Source organism: Lutibacter sp. (assembly GCF_030692605.1).
In the GTDB taxonomy this organism is placed as follows: domain Bacteria; phylum Bacteroidota; class Bacteroidia; order Flavobacteriales; family Flavobacteriaceae; genus Lutibacter.
This window is the reverse complement of the sequence record NZ_JAUYUD010000060.1, coordinates 25,731-47,575: the sequence shown is the minus strand read 5'-3', so window position 1 is coordinate 47,575 and position 21,845 is coordinate 25,731. Positions and strand designations below refer to the sequence as shown.

Below are 21,845 nucleotides of genomic sequence, written 5' to 3'. Positions count from 1 at the left end.
ATTTATCTGTCTATAGTGACTTTTACTTGCTTAATTCTTCTGTTGTCTATAGCTTCAATTTTAAATGAATAATTTTGAAATTGAATTACTTTATCAAGTTTTGGATACTTTCCATGAACTTCTAAAATAAAGCCAGCAATTGTCTCAGATTCGCCTCTAAATTCATCGAAAAGAGAGCTGTTTTCAATTTCCATAATTTTATAGAAATCTTTTAAATTAGTTTTCCCTTCAAAAACCCAATTATTATCATCTAATTTTGAATATGAAAGTTCATCATCATCAAACTCATCACTAATTTCTCCTACAATTTCTTCAATAACATCTTCCAAGGTAATTATACCACTTGTTCCTCCATATTCATCTACAACAACCGCAAGATGATTTTTTTTCTCCTGAAATTCCTTTAATAAATCGTCTAATTTTTTATTCTCAGGAACAAAATAGGGCTGTCTAATTATCTCTTGCCATTTAAAATCTTTTTTATGAAAGTGGGGTAGTAAATCTTTTGCGTACAAAACACCAACTATTTCATCAACATTTTCCCCGTAAACAGGTATTCTTGAAAATCCTTCATTAACTATTTTTGAAATAACATTTTCGAAAGAATCTAAACTGGAAAGTACAAAAACATCAATTCTTGGTACCATAATTTGACTTGTTTCAGTGTTCCCAAAACTTACAATTCCTTTTAATATTTTATGTTCATTTTTTGTTGTTGCTTCATTGGAAGTTAAATCTAAAGCCTGAGACAATTTTTCTACGGATAGACTTGATTGTCTTTTACTCAATTTACCCTCAATTATTTTGGTTAATCCCAATAAAGGAACACTTATTACAGATAAAAGTGAATTTAAAATTTTAAGAGGATACGCCATAAAAGAAGCAAATTTTAAAGAGTTTCTAGTAGCATAGACTTTTGGCAAAACCTCACCAAATAATAAAATTAAGAAGGTTACTAAAAGTACTTCAATAATAAATTTAATAATGCTTGATGTAATTCCTTTAAAAAATTCATCACCTACAAATGCAAAAATTAATACAAATAAAATATTTACAAAATTATTAGAAATTAAAATTGTTGCTAATAATTTTTGTGGATTTCCTATAAGTTCAGCAACTGTTTTCAGTTTACTCGATTTTGATTCTGCAGCTTTGCTAATATCTGTTTTTGATAATGAGAAAAAAGCAACCTCTGCACCAGAAATTAAGGCCGATAAAATAAGTAGGATAAATAGAATTAGAATACTCATTAAATACCAAGTGTCTAGTTCTTCAGGAATAAAATTAGTTAAAAATGAGGGTTCGGGATCCAATTGAAATTAGAATTAGTTAAACTTAAAATGGTAAATCATCTTCTTCATTATTATCAGAAGAGTCTGGTTTTAGGTTGGTTATAGGTGAACCTGAGTTTTCTTTAATAACTCCACTTCCACCCACTTCGTTTTTAATAGATAAAAAAGTCATTTCTGTAACTATAATTTCGGTAGTGTATCTTTTTTGTCCATCTTCACCTTCCCATTGTCGTGATTTTATTCGACCTTCGCAATAAACTTTATCTCCTTTGCTTAAATATTTTTCGCACAGTTCTGCAAGTTTATTTTTCACAACAATATTATGCCATTCTGTAGTGGTAACTTTCTCTCCAGTTTGCTTATTTGTATAAGTTTCGTTTGTTGCAATTGGGAATCTTCCAATTGAATTTCCACCGTCAAAATAATGCATTTTAACCTCGTCCCCAAGGTGTCCAATTAAAATAACTTTGTTTACTGTTCCTGCCATAATTTTAAGTGCCAATTATTTAACAAAAATACAAAATTTATCACTTGCTTTTGTAGGTCTTCAAAAAATTCTCTATTAGTTTAGGAACTGGATACTCAATTAACGTATCCCAATGTGTGACAAATTTTTTATCTTCTTTTAATTTAACAATCCAAAATTTTGTAAAAATGGTTTGATGCGACAATTTATGTACCACCATTGTTGTATTATGCAACCTAATATTTACCGAAATATTATTAAATAAATTTTCGAATTCATTATGAGAAAATAACACCTTTTCATCAATTACTTTGTCGGTTTCAATCAACGGAAATTGATACAAATTTTTCCATATTCCTTCTTTTCGTTTTACCAAATGTCCACAATTATTTTCAGTTTCAATAACAAGATAATTAAAGAAGCGTTGTTTTATAACAGTCTTTTTTGGTTTATTAGGAAGTGTTTCAATTTTGTTTTGGCCGAAAGCAATACACCCATTTTTTACAGGGCAAAAATCACAATTCGGATTTTGAGGAATACACATTCTAGCCCCAAATTCCATAATGGCTTGGTTAAAAGTTCCGGGATGCTCTCCTTTTATTAACTCTTGTGCTAATTTTTTAAATTCCTTGATGCCTTTAGAGGAGTTTATTGCCGTTTCAACTCCAAAAAAACGTGCTAATACCCTGTACACATTTCCATCAACTACGGCAGTTTCTTCATTAAAACATATAGATGCAATAGCAGAAGCTGTATAATCTCCAATTCCTTTTAATTGAAGTAAATTTTTATATGTATTTGGAAATACACCATTAAGTTCATTTACAATGTGTTTTGCTGAAAAATGTAAATTTCTAGCTCTTGAATAGTACCCTAATCCTTGCCATAACTTCAAAATTTCTTTTTCTGAAGCTTTTGCTAAGTCGTTTAGCGTTGGGTAATGTGCAACAAACTTATTATAATAAGGTAATCCTTGATCAATTCTTGTTTGTTGTAATATTATTTCTGAAAGCCATATACAATAAGGGTCTTTGGCCTGTCTCCACGGTAATTCTCTTTTGTTTTTTAAATACCAGTCTATTAGATGTTTAGAAAAATTCATAGGTTTTATTATGAAATACAATGATACTAGATTTAATTGATTAAATTTTAATGAATTAACTTTTTGATTTTGATTTATATATCCTATATTTGCCCTCTCAAATTTATAATAACCTATATAATATAATTAAAATGACGAAAGCAGAAATCGTATCAAATATTTCAGACAAATCGGGAATAGAAAAAGCAGATGTTTTAGCAACTGTAGAAGCGTTTATGGAAGAAGTAAAAGTTTCCTTAGAAAAAGGAGATAATGTTTATTTAAGAGGATTCGGAAGTTTTATCATTAAAACTAGAGCTGAAAAGACTGGAAGAAACATTTCAAAAAATACCACAATAAAAATTCCAGCACACAACATTCCATCATTTAAACCGGCAAAAGTATTTGTTGAAGGTGTAAAAACCAAAGTTACGGTAGCGTAACTAAAACCTATTTATTAATTATAACAACATTACATTATGCCAAGTGGTAAAAAAAGAAAGAGATCAAAAATATCAACGCACAAGCGTAAAAAAAGAGCAAGAGCAAATAGACATAAAAAGAAAAAGTAAGCTGAGCTTACTTTTTCTTAGTTTACAACGTTCATTGAAATAGATATTTGCAGCAATGCAAATATTGTTGGGTATATCCTGAAAAACTTATTATAAATCGTTCTTTTTATTTTAAAAAGAACACAATACAATACAGAGTGAAAACAGAATTAATTATTAGATCGAACTCCTCTGATATTGACTTTGCTTTATTAAAAGATGGTAGATTAACTGCCTTAAATAATGAAACCAATGATAATAAATTCTCCGTTGGAGATATTTTTTTAGCAAAAATTGGAAAAGTGTTGTCTGGCTTAAACGCTGCATTTGTTAATGTGGGTTACGAAAAAGACGGCTTTTTACATTATCATGATTTAGGTGCGCAAATGCAATCTTTAAATAAATTTATAAAAGGCATAAACTCAGGTAAAATAAAAGATTACACTTTAAAAAATTTTCAACTTGAAACCGAAATTGATAAAAACGGAAGTATTGTTGACATTCTTAAATCGGGTCAAAGCTTATTGGTTCAAATTGTAAAAGAACCTATTTCTACTAAAGGACCTCGTATGAGTTCTGAAATTTCCATAGCTGGAAGGTATTTAGTATTAGTTCCATTTTCTGACAGAGTATCTGTATCACAGAAAATTATGGATAATCATGAGAAAGACCGATTAAAAAGACTTATTAGAAGCATTAAACCTAAGGGTTTTGGAGTAATTGTTAGAACTGTTGCCGAAAATAAAAAAGTAGCAGAACTAGATAAAGATTTACAAAATTCATTAGAAAAATGGATTGTAATGTGCAAGAAGATTAAAGCTGCTCATGCACAACACACACCCGTAAAAGTATTAAGTGAATTAAACAGAGCATCCTCTATTTTAAGAGATTTGTTTAATGATACTTTTACAAGTATTGTTACTAGCGAAGAAGCTATGTACATTGAAACCAAAGATTACATGCAAGAAATTGATCCTGATAAAGAATCTATCGTTAGTTTATACAAGTCAAAAGTTCCAATTTTTGAACATTATGGCATCGAACGTCAAATTAAAACGTCTTTTGGAAAAACAGTCTCAATGAGTAAAGGTGCTTATTTAGTGATTGAACATACAGAAGCATTGCATGTTATTGATGTTAATAGTGGTAATAGATCTAATAAAGCCGATTCACAAGCAGACACTGCTCTTGAAGTTAATTTAATTGCTGCTTCAGAAATAGCAAGACAATTACAGTTAAGAGATATGGGCGGAATAATTGTGGTAGATTTTATTGATATGCATGCTGTTGAACATAGACAAAAACTCTATGATCACTTGAAAGCTGAGATGGCTTTCGACAGAACAAAGCACAAAATATTACCTCCAAGTAAATTTGGTTTAGTTCAAATTACAAGGCAACGTGTTCGACCAGAATTGGTAATTAAAACTCAAGAACCAAACCCAAGTGGAATTGGTGAAGTAGAGGCTCCTATAATAATATTAGATAAAATAGAAGCGGAGCTCGAAAGACTTGTAAGTCAAAAAACAAATACCAAAATTGTACTTAATGTACATCCTTTTATTGCAGCTTATTTAAAAAAAGGAATTCCATCTATTCAACAAAGATGGATTGCTAAACACAAAAAGTGGATTAAAATTTTACCTAGAAATGCTTATCAATATTTATTTTTCAATTTCACCAATAAAGAAGGTGAAATAATTGAATAAAGCAATTCCAATATCCAAAAAGTCCTGCATTTATGCAGGGCTTTTTTTAAAACCAAAACCCAACATTAAAATACCAATAATTCTGTTTATGGTCTGGTGACCAAGTATAATTTAATTCAATTGGTCCAATAAAAGTATCTAAGCCATATCCCAATAAATATCCCGATTTGGTGTTTTCAAAAATCTTTCCCTTATTAAATAAATCTTTATCAAATCGAGCATAATTAGCAGTGGCCGAAATATAATTTTTTTTAATAAATTCATACCTTAAGGTAAAAGTTGATTTTAAAAATGAATTTGAATTTAATTCGGCTAAACTATAGCCATAAAAAGGAATAAAATTATTGATAAAATTTTCTCCATAACTACCTAAATTATAATCCAATGCTCTATTCGAATTATCTCCCATTGTAATACCCACTTCGGAAATATAGTGACCTGTTAATTTATTAAAAAGCGTGTTAACCATTCCGAACTTACTTTTAAACTGAGAAAATGACTTAAATTCTATGTGCTCTACTGCTAAATCATTCGGGTAATCTGATGATGCCAAATACCACCTTAATTCAGAATCTAGATAAAAACCTCTTTTTTGAAAATATTTTTTATCGTAGGTGTCAATCTTAAAATAAGTGATTAAATTAAAGTAATTAGATTTGTCAAAATAGGATTTATCTCTATCTGTATTTGAATTATCTAATGAAGTAATTGTTTCAGTAAATGCTTTTACCCTTTTATGTTCAGCACCTAAACCAAATGCAAATTTTCTACTAAAAACCGTTTGGAAATACAACAAATTAGAAAAATCTTCATACACTAAATTAATTTTATTAACATTACCTTCCTCAAAATTCACATTTGCATTAAAACTATTATATCTAGATTTAAAGCCAAAACTCCAATAAAATCCGTTATCTACAAAGTAATTGAAATTATACCTTAAATTATCACCTAATATAATATCGGTCGAAATTACATCGTTTTTATTAAGTACGTGCTTTGACGTTATATTTAATAAAACACCCGTTTTGTACAAATTATCATAATGAATTCCAAGTTGTAAAAAATTAGATAATAGATTCTCTTTCATATTTAATTTTAAAACAACTCCATCCTTTTCATCAATTAATTGATATTCAATGCTTTCAAAATTCCCTGTTGCAGTTAAATTATTTATACTTTCAATCAAACTTTTATAACTGGTTGCGTTTTTTATATTCAAATTAAGTTTCCCTAGCACATAGGCTCTAGTATAATTATTATTGCCTTCTATATGTATTCTTTTTATGAAATACTTTTTAACAATTGATGTTTTCAATTTGGGGACATCTTTCTTAATTTGTGCATTTGCTATAGCTTCCAATTCCTTTATATATTGCCTTGCTGCAATTTCACCTTCCAACATAATTTCATTAGTTTTACTAAATGAAATTACATTGAAATGGTCCAATTTAGGTTTAATTAAAACATCGACCAGATTGTGTTTGGAAGCTAAGGTGTTATACATTTGAAAACCAACAATTTGATTTAAAATATCCAACCCAGAAATTAAATTTTCTTTCTCACTTAGACCACCTTGAATATCTATTCCTATTATTACATCAGCACCCATAGCAATAACTTCTTCAACTGGAAAATTATTGACAATTCCCCCATCTGAAAGTAATTTTCCATCTATTTCAACTGGCGCTAAAAGTGTTGGGTATGAACTGCTCGCTTTTACAGCTTCCGGTAAAAACCCAGATTTTAACACTTCTTGTTTTCCCGTTGCTAAATCCGTTGCTATGCAAATAAACGGAATTGGAAGTTTGCTAAAATCGTTTATATTATTAACATGCTGCGTTAAACTAGTTAATAAATTTAATACATTTTGACCCTCAGAAATTGCTTTAGGAATCCCAATTTTTCTATTTTTTATTGGAAGGGAAATGGAATAGTTTTCACCTGCTTCTTTTTCGTAAAAGGGTTTTGATTTTCGAGGCAAATCGTTTGTTAAAATTTTTGAGAAATTAATTGTTCTTACAATAGAATCTAATTGATCTGCAGTATAACCTGAAGCATAAAGTGCACCAACTATTGCTCCCATACTTGTTCCTCCAATATAATCCACTCGAACACCTGCTTCTTCTATAACTTTTAAAGCCGCCACATGAGCAAACCCTTTAGCGCCGCCACCGCTTAATACCAAACCAACTTTAATGTCCTTTTTTTCTTCATTTTGAGAAAAACAAAAAACAACGTTAATTAATAGAATTAAGGTTAAAATTCTTTTCATTCACTTTTTTTATGGTAATAATTATAAACTTTTGTAGCCTTTGAATCTCCAATTATTGAAGCCATCTCTTCAAAGGAAGCTTCAGTAATTCTTTTTACAGATTTAAATTGCTTCATTAAAGATACAATAGTTTGCTCACCTATACCAGAAATTTGCTCTAGTTCATTAACTAACGAACTTTTGTTTCTTTTATTTCTATGATGTGAAATACCAAAACGATGAGCTTCATTTCTTAATTGTTGAATTATTTTAAGAGTTTCTGATTTCTTATCTAAATAAAGTGGAATGGAATCGTTTGGAAAATAGATTTCCTCTAAGCGTTTTGCAATTCCAATAATGGCTATTTTATTTCTTAATCCTAAAATATCTAGACTTTTTAGTGCCGAAGAAAGTTGTCCCTTTCCGCCATCAATTATTATTAATTGTGGTAATGATTGATCTTCTTCTAACATCCTTTTATAACGCCTAAAAACAACCTCTTCCATGGATGCAAAGTCATCTGGCCCTTCCACTGTTTTAATATTGAAATGCCTGTAATCATTTTTGCTTGGCTTTCCGTTTTTATAAACTACACACGCCGCTACAGCATTGGTTCCTTGAATATTTGAATTATCAAAACATTCAATATGTCTTGGCTCCAAAGATAAATGCAAATCCTTTTTCATTTGAACCATTATTCTATTTACATGCCTATCTGGATCAACAATTTTTATTTGTTTAAATTGTTCTTGACGGTAATATTTAGCGTTTCGTAAGCTTAATTCTACTATTCGTTTTTTATCTCCCAATTTAGGAACAGTAACCTTTATATTCTCTCCTAATTCAACTTCAAAAGGCACATAAATTTCTTTAGATTGAGAGTTAAATCGTTGACGAATTTCAATGATGGCTAGCTCTAACAATTCCTTATCCTCTTCATCCAATTTCTTTTTAATCTCGGTCGTATGAGATTGAATAATTGCTCCATTAATAATTTTAAAAAAATTAACGTAACTGTAACTTTCATCTGAAATAATTGAAAAAACATCTACATTGGTAATTGATGGGTTTACAACTGTAGATTTTGCTTGATAATTAGCTAATAAATCAATCTTTTCTTTAATTTTTTGAGCGTCTTCAAACTCCATTTCATTCGAATAATTCACCATTAAATTATGAAACGATTTTATTGCCTCTTTAAAATTTCCTTTAACAATATTTTTAATAGCAGTAATATCGTTATTGTACTCTTCTTCTGATTGCAAATTTTCACAAGGACCTTTACAGTTTCCAATATGAAAATCTAAACACACTTTATATTTTTGTAATTCTATATTTTTTTCACTTAAATCGTAATTACAACTTCGTAACAAAAACAATTCTTTTATTAAATCTAATAATGCCTTTGCTGTTCTTACTGATGTGTATGGTCCAAAATATTCAGAACCATCTTTTATCACATTCCTTGTCAAAAATATTCTTGGAAATCGTTCTTTTTTAATGCAAATCCAAGGATAGGTTTTATCATCTTTTAACATTACATTGTATCGGGGCTGATACTTTTTAATTAAATTATTCTCTAAAAGCAACGCATCTGTTTCTGTTTCAACTACAATGTGCTCAATAGTAACAATTTTATTTACTAATACTTTTGTTTTACCATTGTCATGCTTTTTTGTAAAATATGAAGAAACTCTTTTTTTTAAATTCTTTGCTTTACCAACATACAAAATCTTTCCATTTTTATCGTAATACTGATAAACTCCAGGTTGATTTGGTAACGTTTTAATTTGAATTTCTAATTCCAAAAAATTATTGTTTTAAAAATTAAAAATACTCTTTTTTATTGAAAGTGAATTTAATAAAAGTGCGCAGTAAGTGAAATGTTTGTTATTTAATAATCATATAATCTAACCTCAAAATCTTCAAATGCTAAAATAGTTCGCTAAAAACAAAAAAGTTATGAGGTGTGTTTTTATTTTCAACTTTCATATAAACAAAATTATGAGTAATACTTTTTCTTTAACCAAAAAGAAACTCTCACTAATAAAATAAGTGCAGGAACCTCCACTAAAGGACCTATAACACCAGCAAAAGCTTGTCCAGAGTTTAAACCGAAAACAGCAATTGCCACAGCAATTGCTAATTCAAAATTATTACCTGCTGCTGTAAATGCCACGGCTGCGGTTTTATCATAAGTAGCGCCCATTGCTTTGGTTATAAAAAAGCCAATAAGAAACATTATAGCAAAGTATATTAATAAAGGCACTGCTATTATCAACACATCCATTGGTATTTCAACAATTAATTCTCCTTTTAAAGAAAACATAACTACAATTGTAAATAGTAAGGCTATTAATGTTAAAGGTGAAATAGTGGGAATAAATTTTTGAGTATACCAATTTTCTCCTTTTAATTTTACTAAAATTACTCTACTTAAAATTCCTAATAAAAATGGTATTCCTAAATAAATAGCTACACTTTCAGCTATAGTAACAATAGAAATATCTACTATGGCACCTTCAAACCCAAAATAAGGAGGTAGTACTGTTATAAATAACCATGCATAAAAACTATACGCAAATACTTGAAAAATGCTATTTAATGCAACCAAACCAGCACCATATTCGCTACTTCCTTCAGCAAGATCGTTCCAAACCAATACCATTGCTATACAACGTGCTAAGCCAATTAAAATCAAACCTACCATATATTCAGGATAGTCATGCAAAAAAGTAATTGCCAACATGAACATTAAAACTGGGCCAATTATCCAGTTTAACAGTAATGAAATAGACAATATTTTTACATTTTTAAATATTCTAGGTAAGAGGGCGTAGTTCACTTTGGCTAAAGGTGGGTACATCATTACAATTAGACCAATTGCTATAGGAATGTTGGTTGTACCGCTACTCAATGAATCTATTAAAATTGGAAATGAAGGTGTAAAATAGCCTATTCCAACACCCAATGCCATTGCTATAAATATCCAAAGTGTTAAATAACTATCGAGAAAATTTAATTTTTTTTTCATTTTTTGATTAGCAACAGCCCGTTCCAGGATTACAATTATTTGGTTTTTTAGCAAACACTGTGATACTAAATATACCAATATTAGAATTTTTAAACAATACTAGCGCTTCATCACCTAAATAATTTTTTAAAATATCATCTGGAAGCAAAATAGGTTTCTCTTTTTGAATTTCAATACCAACAAATCCACTTTCTTTAATTAAATCTAAATAGGCTTCTTTTTGAATGGCTCCTGATACACATCCTGCATACATTTCTGCCTGTTGGGTAAGCTCAAGAGGTAAATCACCTATTAAAACCACATCTGAAATACTAAAATGTCCACCGGGTTTTAGAACTCTAATTATTTCATCAAATACTCCTTTCTTATTAGGCACTAAATTAAGTACACAATTACTAACAACAACATCAACTAAATTAGAAGACACAGGTAATTTTTCAATATCTCCTAACCGAAATTCTACATTGTTAAATTCTCTTTTTTCACCATTTTCACGTGCTTTTTCAATCATAATAGGTGTGAAATCAACGCCAATTACTTTCCCTTTTACGCCTGTTTGAGCTCTAGCAACAAAGCAATCATTACCAGCCCCACTTCCTAAATCTAATACAGTATCGCCTTCTTTAATTAAAGCGTATTCTGTTGGAAGCCCACAACCTAAACCTAAATCGGCCTCCGGATTATAACCTTCTAGATTTTCGTAACTATCACTCATAATGTTATATACTTCTGTTGAGCATTCTCCAGAACCGCAACATGAAGCCCTATTTTCATTTTGGTCTTGTAAGGCAATTTCACTATATTTTTGCTTTACCAAATCTTTTAATTCTTGGGCAGTTTTCATATTAAATTAATTTTATATAATAAAAAATTGAAAAAATGTGTTATTAACAACATTTTATTTTTGGATTAGTATCTTGATTTAAAAAATTTATAAAAAGCTGTTTCATTTCCTTCCAAACCTTATCATCAATACAATAACAACTACTTGTACCTTCAATAGTTCCTTTTATAATACCTAAATTTTTCAGTTCTTTTAAATGCTGAGAAATTGTTGGTTGAGCTAAACCAATTTCATTTACCAAATCACCACAAATACAAGTATTTAATTTAAAAAGTTGCTGTAAAATGGCCACTCTAGCGGGATGCGCAAAGGCTTTTGCAATTAATGAAATTTGATTTTGATTCTCATTAAATATTTCAGATTTAGTTGTCCCCATCTTGCTTTATTATTTTATTGCAATAATACGATAAATAATAAAATATCAAAAAATAATATCTTTAAATTTTAAAAAATATTATAATTCGTTTGGAAATGCTTTTTTGTTAAAAACAATTAATAATCCAACCCCTGTAGAAATAGCAGAATCAGCAACATTAAAAATAGCATTAAAAAAAGTAAATGGTTTTCCTCCAAAAAAAGGCATCCAATTAGGCAAGTCTCCACTCCAAATGGGGAAATATAGCATGTCAACTACTTTTCCAAAAAATAATTTACCATACGGTTCATTAGAAAATAGCTGAGCTACTTCATGACCATTTGGTGTATTAAATATTAACCCATAAAAAATAGAGTCTATTATATTACCTATTGCCCCAGCAAAAATTAAAGATACCGCTACAATCAAAATAGAATGTGCTTTTTGTTGAATTGATTTATATAACCAATACCCAATACCCGAAATTGCTACAATTCTAAACAATGAAAGAAATAATTTTCCTGCTTTACCACCGAACTCAAAGCCCCAAGCCATTCCGTTATTTTCAATAAAATGAATTCTAAACCAATCGAAAACAAAAATTTCTTCTCCGTAATAAAAATTAGTTTTAATATAAATTTTACTCCATTGATCAATGAACAAAACTGTAAAAATAATTATAAGTGCTTTTTTCAATTTTTAAAAATTTTATTAAAAAAATGAAGCTCCCAAATTAGGAAGCTCCATTCAATATTAATGCGTACTACTTTACTGCTGCATATTTTTAGCCTCGATGCTTAATGTTGCATGTGGAACTAATTTTAATCGTTCTTTAACAATTAATTTCCCTGTAACACGGCAAACACCATAGGTTTTATTTTCAATTCTAATTAAAGCGTTTTTTAAATCTCTAATAAATTTTTCTTGCCTAATAGCAAGAGCTACATTTGCCTCTTTAGACATGGTTTCTGAACCTTCTTCAAATGCTTTAAAAGTTGGAGAGGTATCGTCAGTTCCATTATTACTATCGTTCTTAAATGCGCTTTTTATTAAGGCCAAATCCTCTTCTGCAGCTTCAATTTTTCTTAAGATTAGTTCTTTAAATTCAACTAAATCTTTGTCTGAGTATCTATTATTTTCGGTCATAATTACATTTTTTCAATTAAAATTTTCGTGTTAACATCGTCAAAAGCAATTTCTATCCCATGTTCTAAAAACTCTTCATAAACCAGCTCATTAGTTAATGTTTCTGTTTTTATATAGTCCTCATTTGCTGCTATTGATTGTTCTAATATACTATTTTTTTGAATAACTAATTTAATTTTATCTGTTACATCTAAACCAGACTCTTTTCGTAAATTTTGAACTCTATTAATTAGCTCTCTTGCATTCCCTTCTTTTCGTAGTTCATCGGTAATTGTTACGTCTAAAGCAACTGTAAGGCCTCCTTGATTTGCTACCAACCATCCTTCTATATCTTGAGAGGTAATTTCGAAATCTTCCTGTTCTAAAAATACAACATTTTCGTTTATTTTTAACGAAATTCCACCTTGTTTTTCAACAATTGAAATATCTTCTTGAGTTAAATTTTGAATGGCCTCTGAAACAAACCTCATCTCTTTACCAAACTTAGGCCCAAGTATCTTAAAATTAGGTTTTATAGTCTTAACCAACATCCCAGAAGCATCATCGATCAGTTCAATTTCTTTTACATTTACCTCAGATTTTATTAAGTTTTCAACAGCTAAAATTTCTTCCCTTTCTTTTTCATCCAAAACGGGAATCATAATTCGTTGTAATGGTTGACGCACTTTTATCATTTCCTTTTTACGAAGTGACAAAACCATAGAAGATATTTTTTGAGCTTGTTGCATTTTATGTTCCAACTTACTATCTACCAAATTTTCATCAAAAGTTGGAAAAGTACCCAAATGTATCGATTCAAAATCTTCCTTTCCTGTTACACTCATTAAATCTTTGTAAAGATTGTCCATAAAAAATGGTGCAATTGGTGAACTTAATTTTGCTACCGTTAACAAACAAGTGTATAACGTTTGATATGCCGATATTTTATCGTGTTCGTAATTCCCTTTCCAAAAACGTCTTCTGCTTAAACGAACAAACCAGTTACTTAAATTCTCACCAACATATTCCTGAATTGCACGTGCGGCCTTGGTTGGTTCGTAGTCTTCATAAAAACTTTCAACATTTTTCACCAGTGTATTTAATTCTGATAAAATCCAACGATCTATTTCTGGCCTTTCGTTAATTGCAATTTCATCCTCAGCATAGGTAAAATTATCAAGATTTGCATAAAGAGAAAAGAATGAGTAAGTGTTGTATAAGGTACCAAAGAATTTACGGCGAACTTCGTCTACACCTTCAATATCAAATTTTAAATTATCCCAAGGATTTGCATTTGAAATCATATACCACCGTGTAGCATCTGCACCGTATTTATCCATTGTTTCAAATGGATCCACAGCATTTCCTAATCGTTTCGACATTTTTTTACCTTCTTTATCTAACACCAATCCGTTAGAAACTACATTTTTATATGCCACCGAATCAAAAACCATGGTTGAAATAGCGTGTAATGTATAAAACCACCCACGTGTTTGATCCACTCCTTCAGCAATAAAGTCCGCAGGGAAGAATTTATTTTCGTCAATTAATTCTTTATTTTCAAACGGATAATGCCATTGTGCATAAGGCATAGAACCTGAATCGAACCAAACGTCAATTAAATCTGATTCGCGTTTCATTGGTTGTCCTTTTGCAGAAACCAACACTACTTTATCAATAATATTTTTATGAAGATCTATTTTATCATAGTTTTCATTACTCATATTTCCAACTTCAAAATCAGAGAATATATCATGCATCATAAAACCTGCCTCAACAGATTTTTTCATCTCCATTTTTAATTCTTCAACCGAACCAATAATTATTTCTTCGGTTCCGTCTTCAGTTCTCCAAATTGGCAGCGGAATTCCCCAATACCGAGATCGAGATAAATTCCAGTCATTGGCATTCTTTAACCAATTTCCAAAACGACCTTCTCCAGTTGATTTTGGTTTCCAGTTAATAGTATTATTTAAATCGAACATTCTATCACGCTTCTCGGTCACTTTTATAAACCAAGAATCCATTGGATAATATAAAACTGGTTTGTCAGTTCTCCAACAATGTGGATAGCTGTGACGGTATTTTTCTACATGAAATGCTTTATTTTCTTCTTTTAATTGTATTGAAATTTCTACATCTAAAGAGCGTTCTGGTGCTTCACCTTCATCGTAATATTCGTTCTTTACATATTTTCCAGCATATACACCCATGTGCTTAGTAAACCTTCCTTGTAAATCTACTAATGGAACTGGATTCCCATTGTCATCTAACACTAACATTGGTGGCACTTCTGGGCTTGCTTGTTTTGCAACCATAGCATCATCGGCACCAAAAGTTGGAGCGGTGTGTACAATTCCTGTTCCATCTTCAGTAGTCACAAAATCACCTGAAATAACTCTAAAAGCATTTTCTGGATTTTGATATGGAAGTGTAAATGGCAATAATTGTTCGTATCTAGATTCTAATATATCAGCGCCTTTAAATTCTTGAACAACAATGAAAGGAATTTTCCCTGCCTTGCCGGCAGGCAGGTTGTCGTTTTCTTTGAATTCAGAAAGTAACGATTCATCTTCAATTGAAAAGAATTTTCCTGCAAATTGTTTTCCAACTAAATTTTTAGCTAAAATTACATTAATAGGCTCAAAAGTATATTGGTTGAAAGACTTAACCAACACATAATCTATCTTCTTACCAACTGTTAACGCAGTGTTTGAAGGCAACGTCCATGGTGTAGTTGTCCAAGCTAAAAAGTAGACATCTCCAGCTATTTCTTGTAAAAAATTTGGCAACGTATTTTTTATAGCTTTAAACTGAGCAACCGCAGATGTATCTGTAACATCTTGGTACGTTCCTGGCTGATTTAATTCGTGAGAACTTAGTCCAGTACCTGCTTTTGGTGAATATGGTTGGATGGTATATCCTTTATAAATCAATCCTTTTTTATACATTTCAGCCAATAACCACCAAACAGTTTCCATGTATTTTGGCTTGTAAGTAACGTATGGATCTTCCATATCTACCCAATGCCCCATCCGGTGTGTCAAATCTTCCCACACATCGGTATAACGCATCACCGCAGTTTTACATGCCTCGTTATATTCTTCAACAGTAATCTTTACACCAATATCTTCTTTGGTAATTCCTAATTCCTTTTCAACACCTAATTCTATGGGTAATCCGTGAGTGTCCCAACCTGCTTTACGCTTCACTTGGAAGCCTTGCAAGGTTTTATAACGGCAAAAAATATCTTTAATAGCACGAGCCATCACGTGGTGAATTCCAGGTAACCCATTTGCTGAAGGTGGCCCCTCAAAAAACACATAGGGTTTGTTTTCACTCCTAGTAGTGATACTTTTTTCGAAAATATTTTCTGCTTCCCAAAATAACAATGTTTCATTGGCTATTTTGGAAAGGTCCAAACCCTTATATTCTCTAAACTTTTTACTCATTTTTACCCTTAATTCAATTAGTTTGCGAAATTACATATTTTATTGAAAATAACAGTTTGAAAATGTTAAAAAAATTATCACATAAAACATTGATGTTAATTGTGTTAATTTTGATTTTATATTCAATAAAAAGAAGAATTTTACTGCTATTTATGGGAAATAAAAAACGCCTCTGTGGAGGCGTCTCATATCTTTGGGTAACTTATTAATTCCTGATAATATAATTATAAGACCCCAACATTAGAATTTGGTCACCAAAAAATATTTTTTTTACATATTTCTTTCACTTTTAATCTGTTCATATGCTTTTTGTACTTCTTTAAACTTATCTTCAGCGCCTTTAACGTGTTCATCACCAAGATGTTGTAATTTATCAGGATGGTGTTTTTTTACCATTTTTCTATAAGCTAATTTTACTTCTTCATTTGAAACATTTTTGTCTATTTCTAAAATAACATAGGCATTATTAACACTTTCATAAAACATTGCCTTTATAGATTCAAAATCATTGTGATTGATATTTAAATATCCTGCCAATGTTTTAATAGCTCCAATTTCCAATTCTGATACAATTCCGTCGGCCTTAGCAATTCCGAATAAAAAATGTAACAATTGCAATCGAGCTGCATGCGAAAGATTTTGTCTGATTTGAATACAAACTTGCCTTGTCGAAAAATCGTTATTTTCAGTAAATCCTTTAAACAACTTAAATGCATTGTTGGCCCTTTCTTCACCGTACATTACAATAAAATGCTGACGAACAAAATTCAATTCGGTTTGATTCACTTTCCCATCTGCTTTAATAACAACTGCAGAAAGCAACAATAAACTAATTTCAAAATCACCAGATTGTGCATTTGCACTAGCAGACCTATATTGCCTTACTTGCTCAATATCTTGTTTCGAAAACCCGCTTAAGACACTTCCTAAAACAAAACCTAAAACACTACCAATTGGTCCACCCAATGTAAAACCTAAACCAGCACCTATCCACTTTACAAAATTTGCCATATTCTAAAATAAAGTTTCAAATATACGTAGTTTTATACTTATTTTTAAAAACAAAGCATACACTTAAATTGAAAAAAACATCATTTTACTTTAAATCTGTTATATTTGCAGCTTCAATTATTTAACTAAAAAAATATATTATGTATCCACAAGAAATAGTAAAACCAATGCAACTTGAATTAGAAAACGCTGGTTTTACATCATTACATTCGGCTCAAGAGGTAGAAGAAGCGTTAAAAAAAGAAGGCACTACATTGGTAGTTGTTAATTCTGTATGTGGCTGTGCCGCTGGTACTGCACGTCCTGGAGCGGTAGTCTCTTTGCAATACGATAAAAAACCTACTAATCTAGTAACTGTTTTTGCAGGTGTTGATTCAGATGCAACGGCTAAAGCACGTGAATTTATGGTTCCTTTTCCTCCTTCATCTCCAGCCATTGCACTGTTTAAAGACGGTACACTAGTTCACATGTTAGAACGTCATCATATCGAAGGAAGACCCGCAGAAGTAATTGCTTCAAATTTAGCAGGTGCTTATGAAGAATATTGCTAAAATAATTTTCAAAATTAATTTAAATTTGGATTGATTTTTGATGTTTTTTAAACTCAATTGAATAATCTATTTATGAAAATGTTTATTTCATTTACAAAAATACTTCTGTTTTTACCATTCCTTTTTTGTTGCTCAAACGAAAGTGAAGGGTATCAAGAAGATGATTTAAAAGAATTAAATTCTTTAAAAAAAGAAATTGATCAACTTGTTGCAACAGGTAGTTGCATCGAAAATTCCAACTGTGATTATTTGGCCTTTGGAAGTAAACCCTGTGGAGGTCCATGGAGTTACATAGTGTTTAGTAAATCTGTTAATATTGATTTATTAAAGGAAAAAGTAGCCATTTACAATTTGAAAGAAAGTGTCTATAACAAAAAATGGAGCATTGGTTCAGATTGCGCTTTTGCAATGCCTCCAACAGCGCTTTCTTGTGTAGACGGTAAATGTGTTGCTGTTTTTTGAAAATATTTTGTGTTTTTTGAAAATTTTAAATCCTAAAAAAATATTTTTTTTAGGATTTTTTTTGATTGTATTTCATTTATAAAAGTAGTGCTTATAATGATCATACATTCCCTAATGTTTCAATAGGCAAACAACCCTTATATGCCCCTGGAATTGGATCATAAGTCAATACTTCTTTACCAATTTTTTCTGAGGTATAATACCCAAATAAGGTATAATTTCTTACAGAGAATAAAAACTTATACATTAAATAATCCTCTTTTCTGCTATTACTTACCTCAGATTCCGTTAACCTTTGTTCTTGTATTATCTTTTCTGTTTCAAATATTGGTAATTTAAAGTACGTTTCAAATAATTGCTCAATTTCTTGTCTAAAACCCTTTTCTACTCTTTTTTCAAAGTTGTCTTCAAATTTTTGGATAAAAATAGTTGCTCCCTTTTGAAATATCTTTTGATTACTTTCAAATTCAACTTCTTTATACATTTTATCAATAAATTGAGGAACGTTAACATCTAATGCCCCAGGAATTTCAGATGCTGGTAAAATAATGTCAACTAAGTGGGTTACTAAATGTTTTTCTTCAGATGATAAAAATAAAGGCTTCCAAGTTTCAACGCTTTCTGTACAAGATGATAGTATATTAATTATTGTTGGAGTGGCAACTACATATCCAAAACTTAAGGATAAATTTTTTAGCGCTGTTCTACGTTTCATAACTTCTTTTTATTCTTTTTTAGCTCTTCAGCGGCATGATTTGCTGCTCTTGCCGTTAATGCCATATATGTTAACGAAGGGTTTTGACAAGCAGAAGAAGTCATACATGCGCCATCGGTCACATATACATTTGGTACTGAATGTATTTGATTATTTTTATTTAATACAGATGTTTTTGGATCAAGCCCCATTCGAGCTGTACCCATTTCATGAATACCTAGACCTGGGTAAAAAGATTCTGTTTTATCGAATCCTTTAACATTTTTATATCCCGCTGCTTCAAGCATTTTTACAGCCTGCTCTTGCATGTCTTTTCGCATTTTCTTTTCATTATCTTTAAATTCCACATCAAAATCAACCGTTGGTAATCCCCATTCATCTAATTTATCATAATTCAAACTAATCTTATTATCATGATAAGGCAAACATTCTCCAAAACCACCCATGCCAATAGACCATTGACCTGGTTTTGTCAATTCTTCTTTCAACTCTTTTCCATAACTCATTTCCGCTACAGCACTACTCCAATCGTTTCTTAAAGCAGCTCCCTGATATCCATATCCTCTTATAAAATCTTTTTGTTCACTTTTTTTATCCAAATTTCTAAATCTTGGTATATAAAACCCATTTGGTCTTCTACCTTTATAATATTTATCTTGGTGTTCCTCTACGGTTGCATATGCTCCAACATTTAATTGATGATCCATTACATTATGTCCAAGTTCCCCGCTATCATTACCCAAACCATTAGGAAATCTATTTGATTTCGATTGCATTAAAACACTTGCAGTTGCAATAGTAGAGGCGCAACAAAATATAATCGATGCTTTAAAAAAATGTTTTTCTTTGGTTAAAGTATCAATTACTCTCACACCTGAAGCTAATCCTTTTTGCTCATCGTATACTATTTCAAAAGCAATTGAATTCGGTCTTAATGTCATATTTCCTGTTCGTTCAGCAGCTGGTAGCGTCGATGAATTACTACTAAAATAACCTCCAAATAAACAACCTCTTATACATCTATCTCTAAATTGACAGTTTGATCTTCCTTCATGCACTTTATCTCCTGTTAAATTCGCTGTTCTACCAATTGTAAGAATTCTATCATCAAATTTTTCAGCTAAACCTCTTCGAAAATCCAACTCTACACAATTCAATTCCATCGGTTTAGATAATTTCCCGTCAGGTAAATGGGCAAGACCTAAATTTTCTCCAGATACGCCTATATATTGCTCAACTTTATCATACCAAGGTTCAATATCTTTATAACGTATTGGCCAATCTACCCCGAAACCATCTTTTTTATTAGCTTCAAAGTCCAAGTTGCTCCATCGATACGATTGTCTTCCCCAAGTTATTGATCTGCCTCCGACATGATAACCTCTTATCCAATCAAATCGTTTTGTTTCGGTATACGGATGTTGAATATCATCTACAAACCAATGATTATGAGCTGGATTAATTAACCCCTCTGATCTATTTTGTTTTTGTTGACGTTCTAAATCTTGTTTTGAGGCCTTTCCTCTAAATTCAAAATCCCATGAATCCTTAAGCATGGTAGGGTAATCTTCAATATGTTTAACCATTCGCCCTCTTTCCAATACTAAGGTTTTTAAACCATTTTCACAAAGTTCTTTTGCAGCCCAACCGCCTGTAATACCAGTTCCTATAACTATAGCATCGTATTCAGGTTGTTTATTAATCTCATTTTTAAGCATTGATTATAAGAAATTTTATAATTAAAATATTTTTTTCGGTTGCTAATATAACAATTTATAGCCTTAATATTTAACAACCATGCTGTAATAAAAATTAATTATTGTTTTCAAATATTAAAGCATTTTTAAAAGAATATTCATTAAATTTATGCCTAGTTAAATAATTATTAATCTTTTAAATTCATAATAAATTGTGAAAAAAAATATTCATTTCATGTCAAAATCAGTTTTAATTTATTTTGCGCTTGTAATTCTAGGGGTTAGCGCTTGTACTTCGTCAAAAACTAAAGAAAAAGAAATTGCATTATTATCAAAAGAAATCTTACAGAAAGAACCTTCTTTATTTTTTAAAATTTCTTTAGCTCAGTGGTCTTTAAATAAGGCCATTTTAAGAGAAAAAACCCTAGATCCATTAGATTTTGCTAAAAAAGCCAATGAATTAGGCTTTGATGGTATAGAGTATGTAAGTCAACTTTATAAAGTGGAATTAGCAAAAGGCGATAATCCAAAAATTGCCATGGAAAATCTATTGAAAATACTTAAAATTAATAGTGAAAAATATAATGTAGAAAATGTTCTAATTATGGTTGACGGTGAGGGTGATTTGGCTTCATTGGATAATAACGAAAGAAGTAACGCTGTTGAGAATCATAAAAAATGGGTAGATGCTGCCGCCTATTTAGGTTGTCATTCAATTAGAGTTAATGCTCATGGAAAGGGTAGTTCTACAGATGTTGCAAATGCTGCAATAAATAGCTTAAGTGAATTAGCCGACTATGCTAAAGAAAAAAATATTAATGTTATAGTAGAAAATCATGGTGGATATACTTCAAATGGAGCTTGGTTGGCGGATGTAATGACCAAAATAGGAAAAGACAATTGCGGTACTTTACCAGATTTTGGTAATTTTTGTCAAACTAAAGATTATGGTTCAATTAATAGTGAAAACTGTAAAGATGCGTATGATATTTATAAAGGTGTTAAAGAATTAATGCCATTTGCAAAAGGAGTTAGTGCAAAAAGTTATGATTTTGATTCAGATGGTAATCAACCTAAAATTGATTATGTAAAAATGCTTCAAATTGTTAAAGATGCAGGCTACAAAGGTTATATAGGGGTTGAGTACGAAGGTAATAACTTAGATGAAATAGCTGGTATTATGGCCACTAAAAACCTTATGATAAAGGCTGCAAAAATGTTAAATTAAGTATCCTCATAAAATAGT

General features: G+C 30.6%; 19 protein-coding genes. 5 read left to right on the top strand and 14 right to left on the bottom strand.

What is annotated here, in order from left to right:
- Positions 1–2: 2 nt before the first annotated feature.
- The 3 genes from gldE to mutY are packed head-to-tail and all read right to left on the bottom strand — an operon-like array spanning position 3 to position 2,860.
- Positions 3–1,313 (bottom strand): gliding motility-associated protein GldE, encoded by a 1,311-nt coding sequence (gldE, locus tag Q8S45_RS05845; RefSeq protein WP_305602191.1) that lies wholly within the window; start codon positions 1,311–1,313, stop codon positions 3–5.
- A 22-nt stretch (positions 1,314–1,335) separates the two neighbouring features.
- Positions 1,336–1,779: a single-stranded DNA-binding protein gene (locus Q8S45_RS05840; protein WP_305602188.1), complete on the bottom strand. Its 444-nt coding sequence runs from the start codon at positions 1,777–1,779 to the stop codon at positions 1,336–1,338.
- 40 nt (positions 1,780–1,819) lie between these two features.
- A complete protein-coding gene (mutY, locus tag Q8S45_RS05835; RefSeq protein ID WP_305602185.1) occupies positions 1,820–2,860 on the bottom strand; it encodes an A/G-specific adenine glycosylase in 1,041 nt (346 codons plus the stop codon).
- Positions 2,861–2,961: 101 nt separating this feature from the next.
- Between mutY and Q8S45_RS05830 the strand changes: the two genes are divergently transcribed.
- A complete protein-coding gene (locus Q8S45_RS05830; protein WP_305602214.1) occupies positions 2,962–3,282 on the top strand; it encodes an HU family DNA-binding protein in 321 nt (106 codons plus the stop codon).
- A gap of 266 nt (positions 3,283–3,548) precedes the next feature.
- Positions 3,549–5,099, top strand: a complete 1,551-nt coding sequence (locus tag Q8S45_RS05825; protein WP_305602182.1) for a ribonuclease E/G — start codon at positions 3,549–3,551, stop codon at positions 5,097–5,099.
- Positions 5,100–5,145: 46 nt separating this feature from the next.
- On the opposite strand, the gene Q8S45_RS05820 is transcribed toward Q8S45_RS05825, so the two are convergent.
- From Q8S45_RS05820 to Q8S45_RS05780, 9 genes are all read right to left on the bottom strand, one after another.
- Positions 5,146–7,374, bottom strand: a complete 2,229-nt coding sequence (locus tag Q8S45_RS05820) for a patatin-like phospholipase family protein (RefSeq protein WP_305602179.1) — start codon at positions 7,372–7,374, stop codon at positions 5,146–5,148.
- The gene (gene uvrC / locus Q8S45_RS05815) at positions 7,371–9,161 is read right to left on the bottom strand and encodes an excinuclease ABC subunit UvrC (protein WP_305602178.1); all 1,791 of its coding nucleotides are present in this window, start codon (positions 9,159–9,161) and stop codon (positions 7,371–7,373) included. The genes Q8S45_RS05820 and uvrC overlap by 4 nt, the downstream gene beginning before the upstream one ends.
- A gap of 194 nt (positions 9,162–9,355) precedes the next feature.
- Positions 9,356–10,387: an ACR3 family arsenite efflux transporter gene (arsB, locus tag Q8S45_RS05810; RefSeq protein ID WP_305602175.1), complete on the bottom strand. Its 1,032-nt coding sequence runs from the start codon at positions 10,385–10,387 to the stop codon at positions 9,356–9,358.
- Positions 10,388–10,394: 7 nt separating this feature from the next.
- On the bottom strand, positions 10,395–11,231 hold the full coding sequence (locus tag Q8S45_RS05805) for an arsenite methyltransferase (protein WP_305602172.1): 837 nt from the start codon (positions 11,229–11,231) through the stop codon (positions 10,395–10,397).
- A gap of 43 nt (positions 11,232–11,274) precedes the next feature.
- Entirely contained in the window at positions 11,275–11,607 is a 333-nt protein-coding gene (locus tag Q8S45_RS05800; protein WP_305602170.1) for a helix-turn-helix transcriptional regulator, read from the bottom strand.
- A 78-nt stretch (positions 11,608–11,685) separates the two neighbouring features.
- Positions 11,686–12,282 (bottom strand): lipoprotein signal peptidase, encoded by a 597-nt coding sequence (locus Q8S45_RS05795; protein ID WP_305602168.1) that lies wholly within the window; start codon positions 12,280–12,282, stop codon positions 11,686–11,688.
- A 72-nt stretch (positions 12,283–12,354) separates the two neighbouring features.
- Complete coding sequence (locus Q8S45_RS05790) at positions 12,355–12,732, bottom strand: TraR/DksA C4-type zinc finger protein (RefSeq protein WP_305602165.1); 378 nt, start codon at positions 12,730–12,732, stop codon at positions 12,355–12,357.
- Between the two features lie 2 nt (positions 12,733–12,734).
- Positions 12,735–16,163, bottom strand: coding sequence for an isoleucine--tRNA ligase (gene ileS, locus Q8S45_RS05785; RefSeq protein WP_305602162.1), 3,429 nt, complete (start codon positions 16,161–16,163; stop codon positions 12,735–12,737).
- Positions 16,164–16,433: 270 nt separating this feature from the next.
- Positions 16,434–17,174, bottom strand: coding sequence for a TerB family tellurite resistance protein (locus Q8S45_RS05780; protein ID WP_305602159.1), 741 nt, complete (start codon positions 17,172–17,174; stop codon positions 16,434–16,436).
- Between the two features lie 140 nt (positions 17,175–17,314).
- On the opposite strand from Q8S45_RS05780, the gene Q8S45_RS05775 reads away from it, so the two are divergent.
- Entirely contained in the window at positions 17,315–17,725 is a 411-nt protein-coding gene (locus Q8S45_RS05775) for a BrxA/BrxB family bacilliredoxin (protein ID WP_305602157.1), read from the top strand.
- Between the two features lie 72 nt (positions 17,726–17,797).
- The gene (locus Q8S45_RS05770) at positions 17,798–18,187 is read left to right on the top strand and encodes a hypothetical protein (protein ID WP_305602154.1); all 390 of its coding nucleotides are present in this window, start codon (positions 17,798–17,800) and stop codon (positions 18,185–18,187) included.
- A 100-nt stretch (positions 18,188–18,287) separates the two neighbouring features.
- On the opposite strand, the gene Q8S45_RS05765 is transcribed toward Q8S45_RS05770, so the two are convergent.
- Both Q8S45_RS05765 and Q8S45_RS05760 read right to left on the bottom strand, forming a co-directional pair.
- A complete protein-coding gene (locus tag Q8S45_RS05765; protein WP_305602151.1) occupies positions 18,288–18,902 on the bottom strand; it encodes a gluconate 2-dehydrogenase subunit 3 family protein in 615 nt (204 codons plus the stop codon).
- Positions 18,899–20,620 carry a GMC oxidoreductase gene (locus Q8S45_RS05760; protein WP_305602148.1) on the bottom strand — a complete coding sequence of 574 codons (1,722 nt, stop codon included), beginning with the start codon at positions 20,618–20,620 and terminating at the stop codon, positions 18,899–18,901. Before Q8S45_RS05760 ends, Q8S45_RS05765 begins: the two co-directional genes overlap by 4 nt.
- Positions 20,621–20,834: 214 nt before the next feature.
- Here Q8S45_RS05760 and Q8S45_RS05755 point away from each other — a divergent pair, with 214 nt between their 5' ends.
- On the top strand, positions 20,835–21,827 hold the full coding sequence (locus Q8S45_RS05755; protein ID WP_305602145.1) for a sugar phosphate isomerase/epimerase: 993 nt from the start codon (positions 20,835–20,837) through the stop codon (positions 21,825–21,827).
- Positions 21,828–21,845 lie beyond the last annotated feature (18 nt).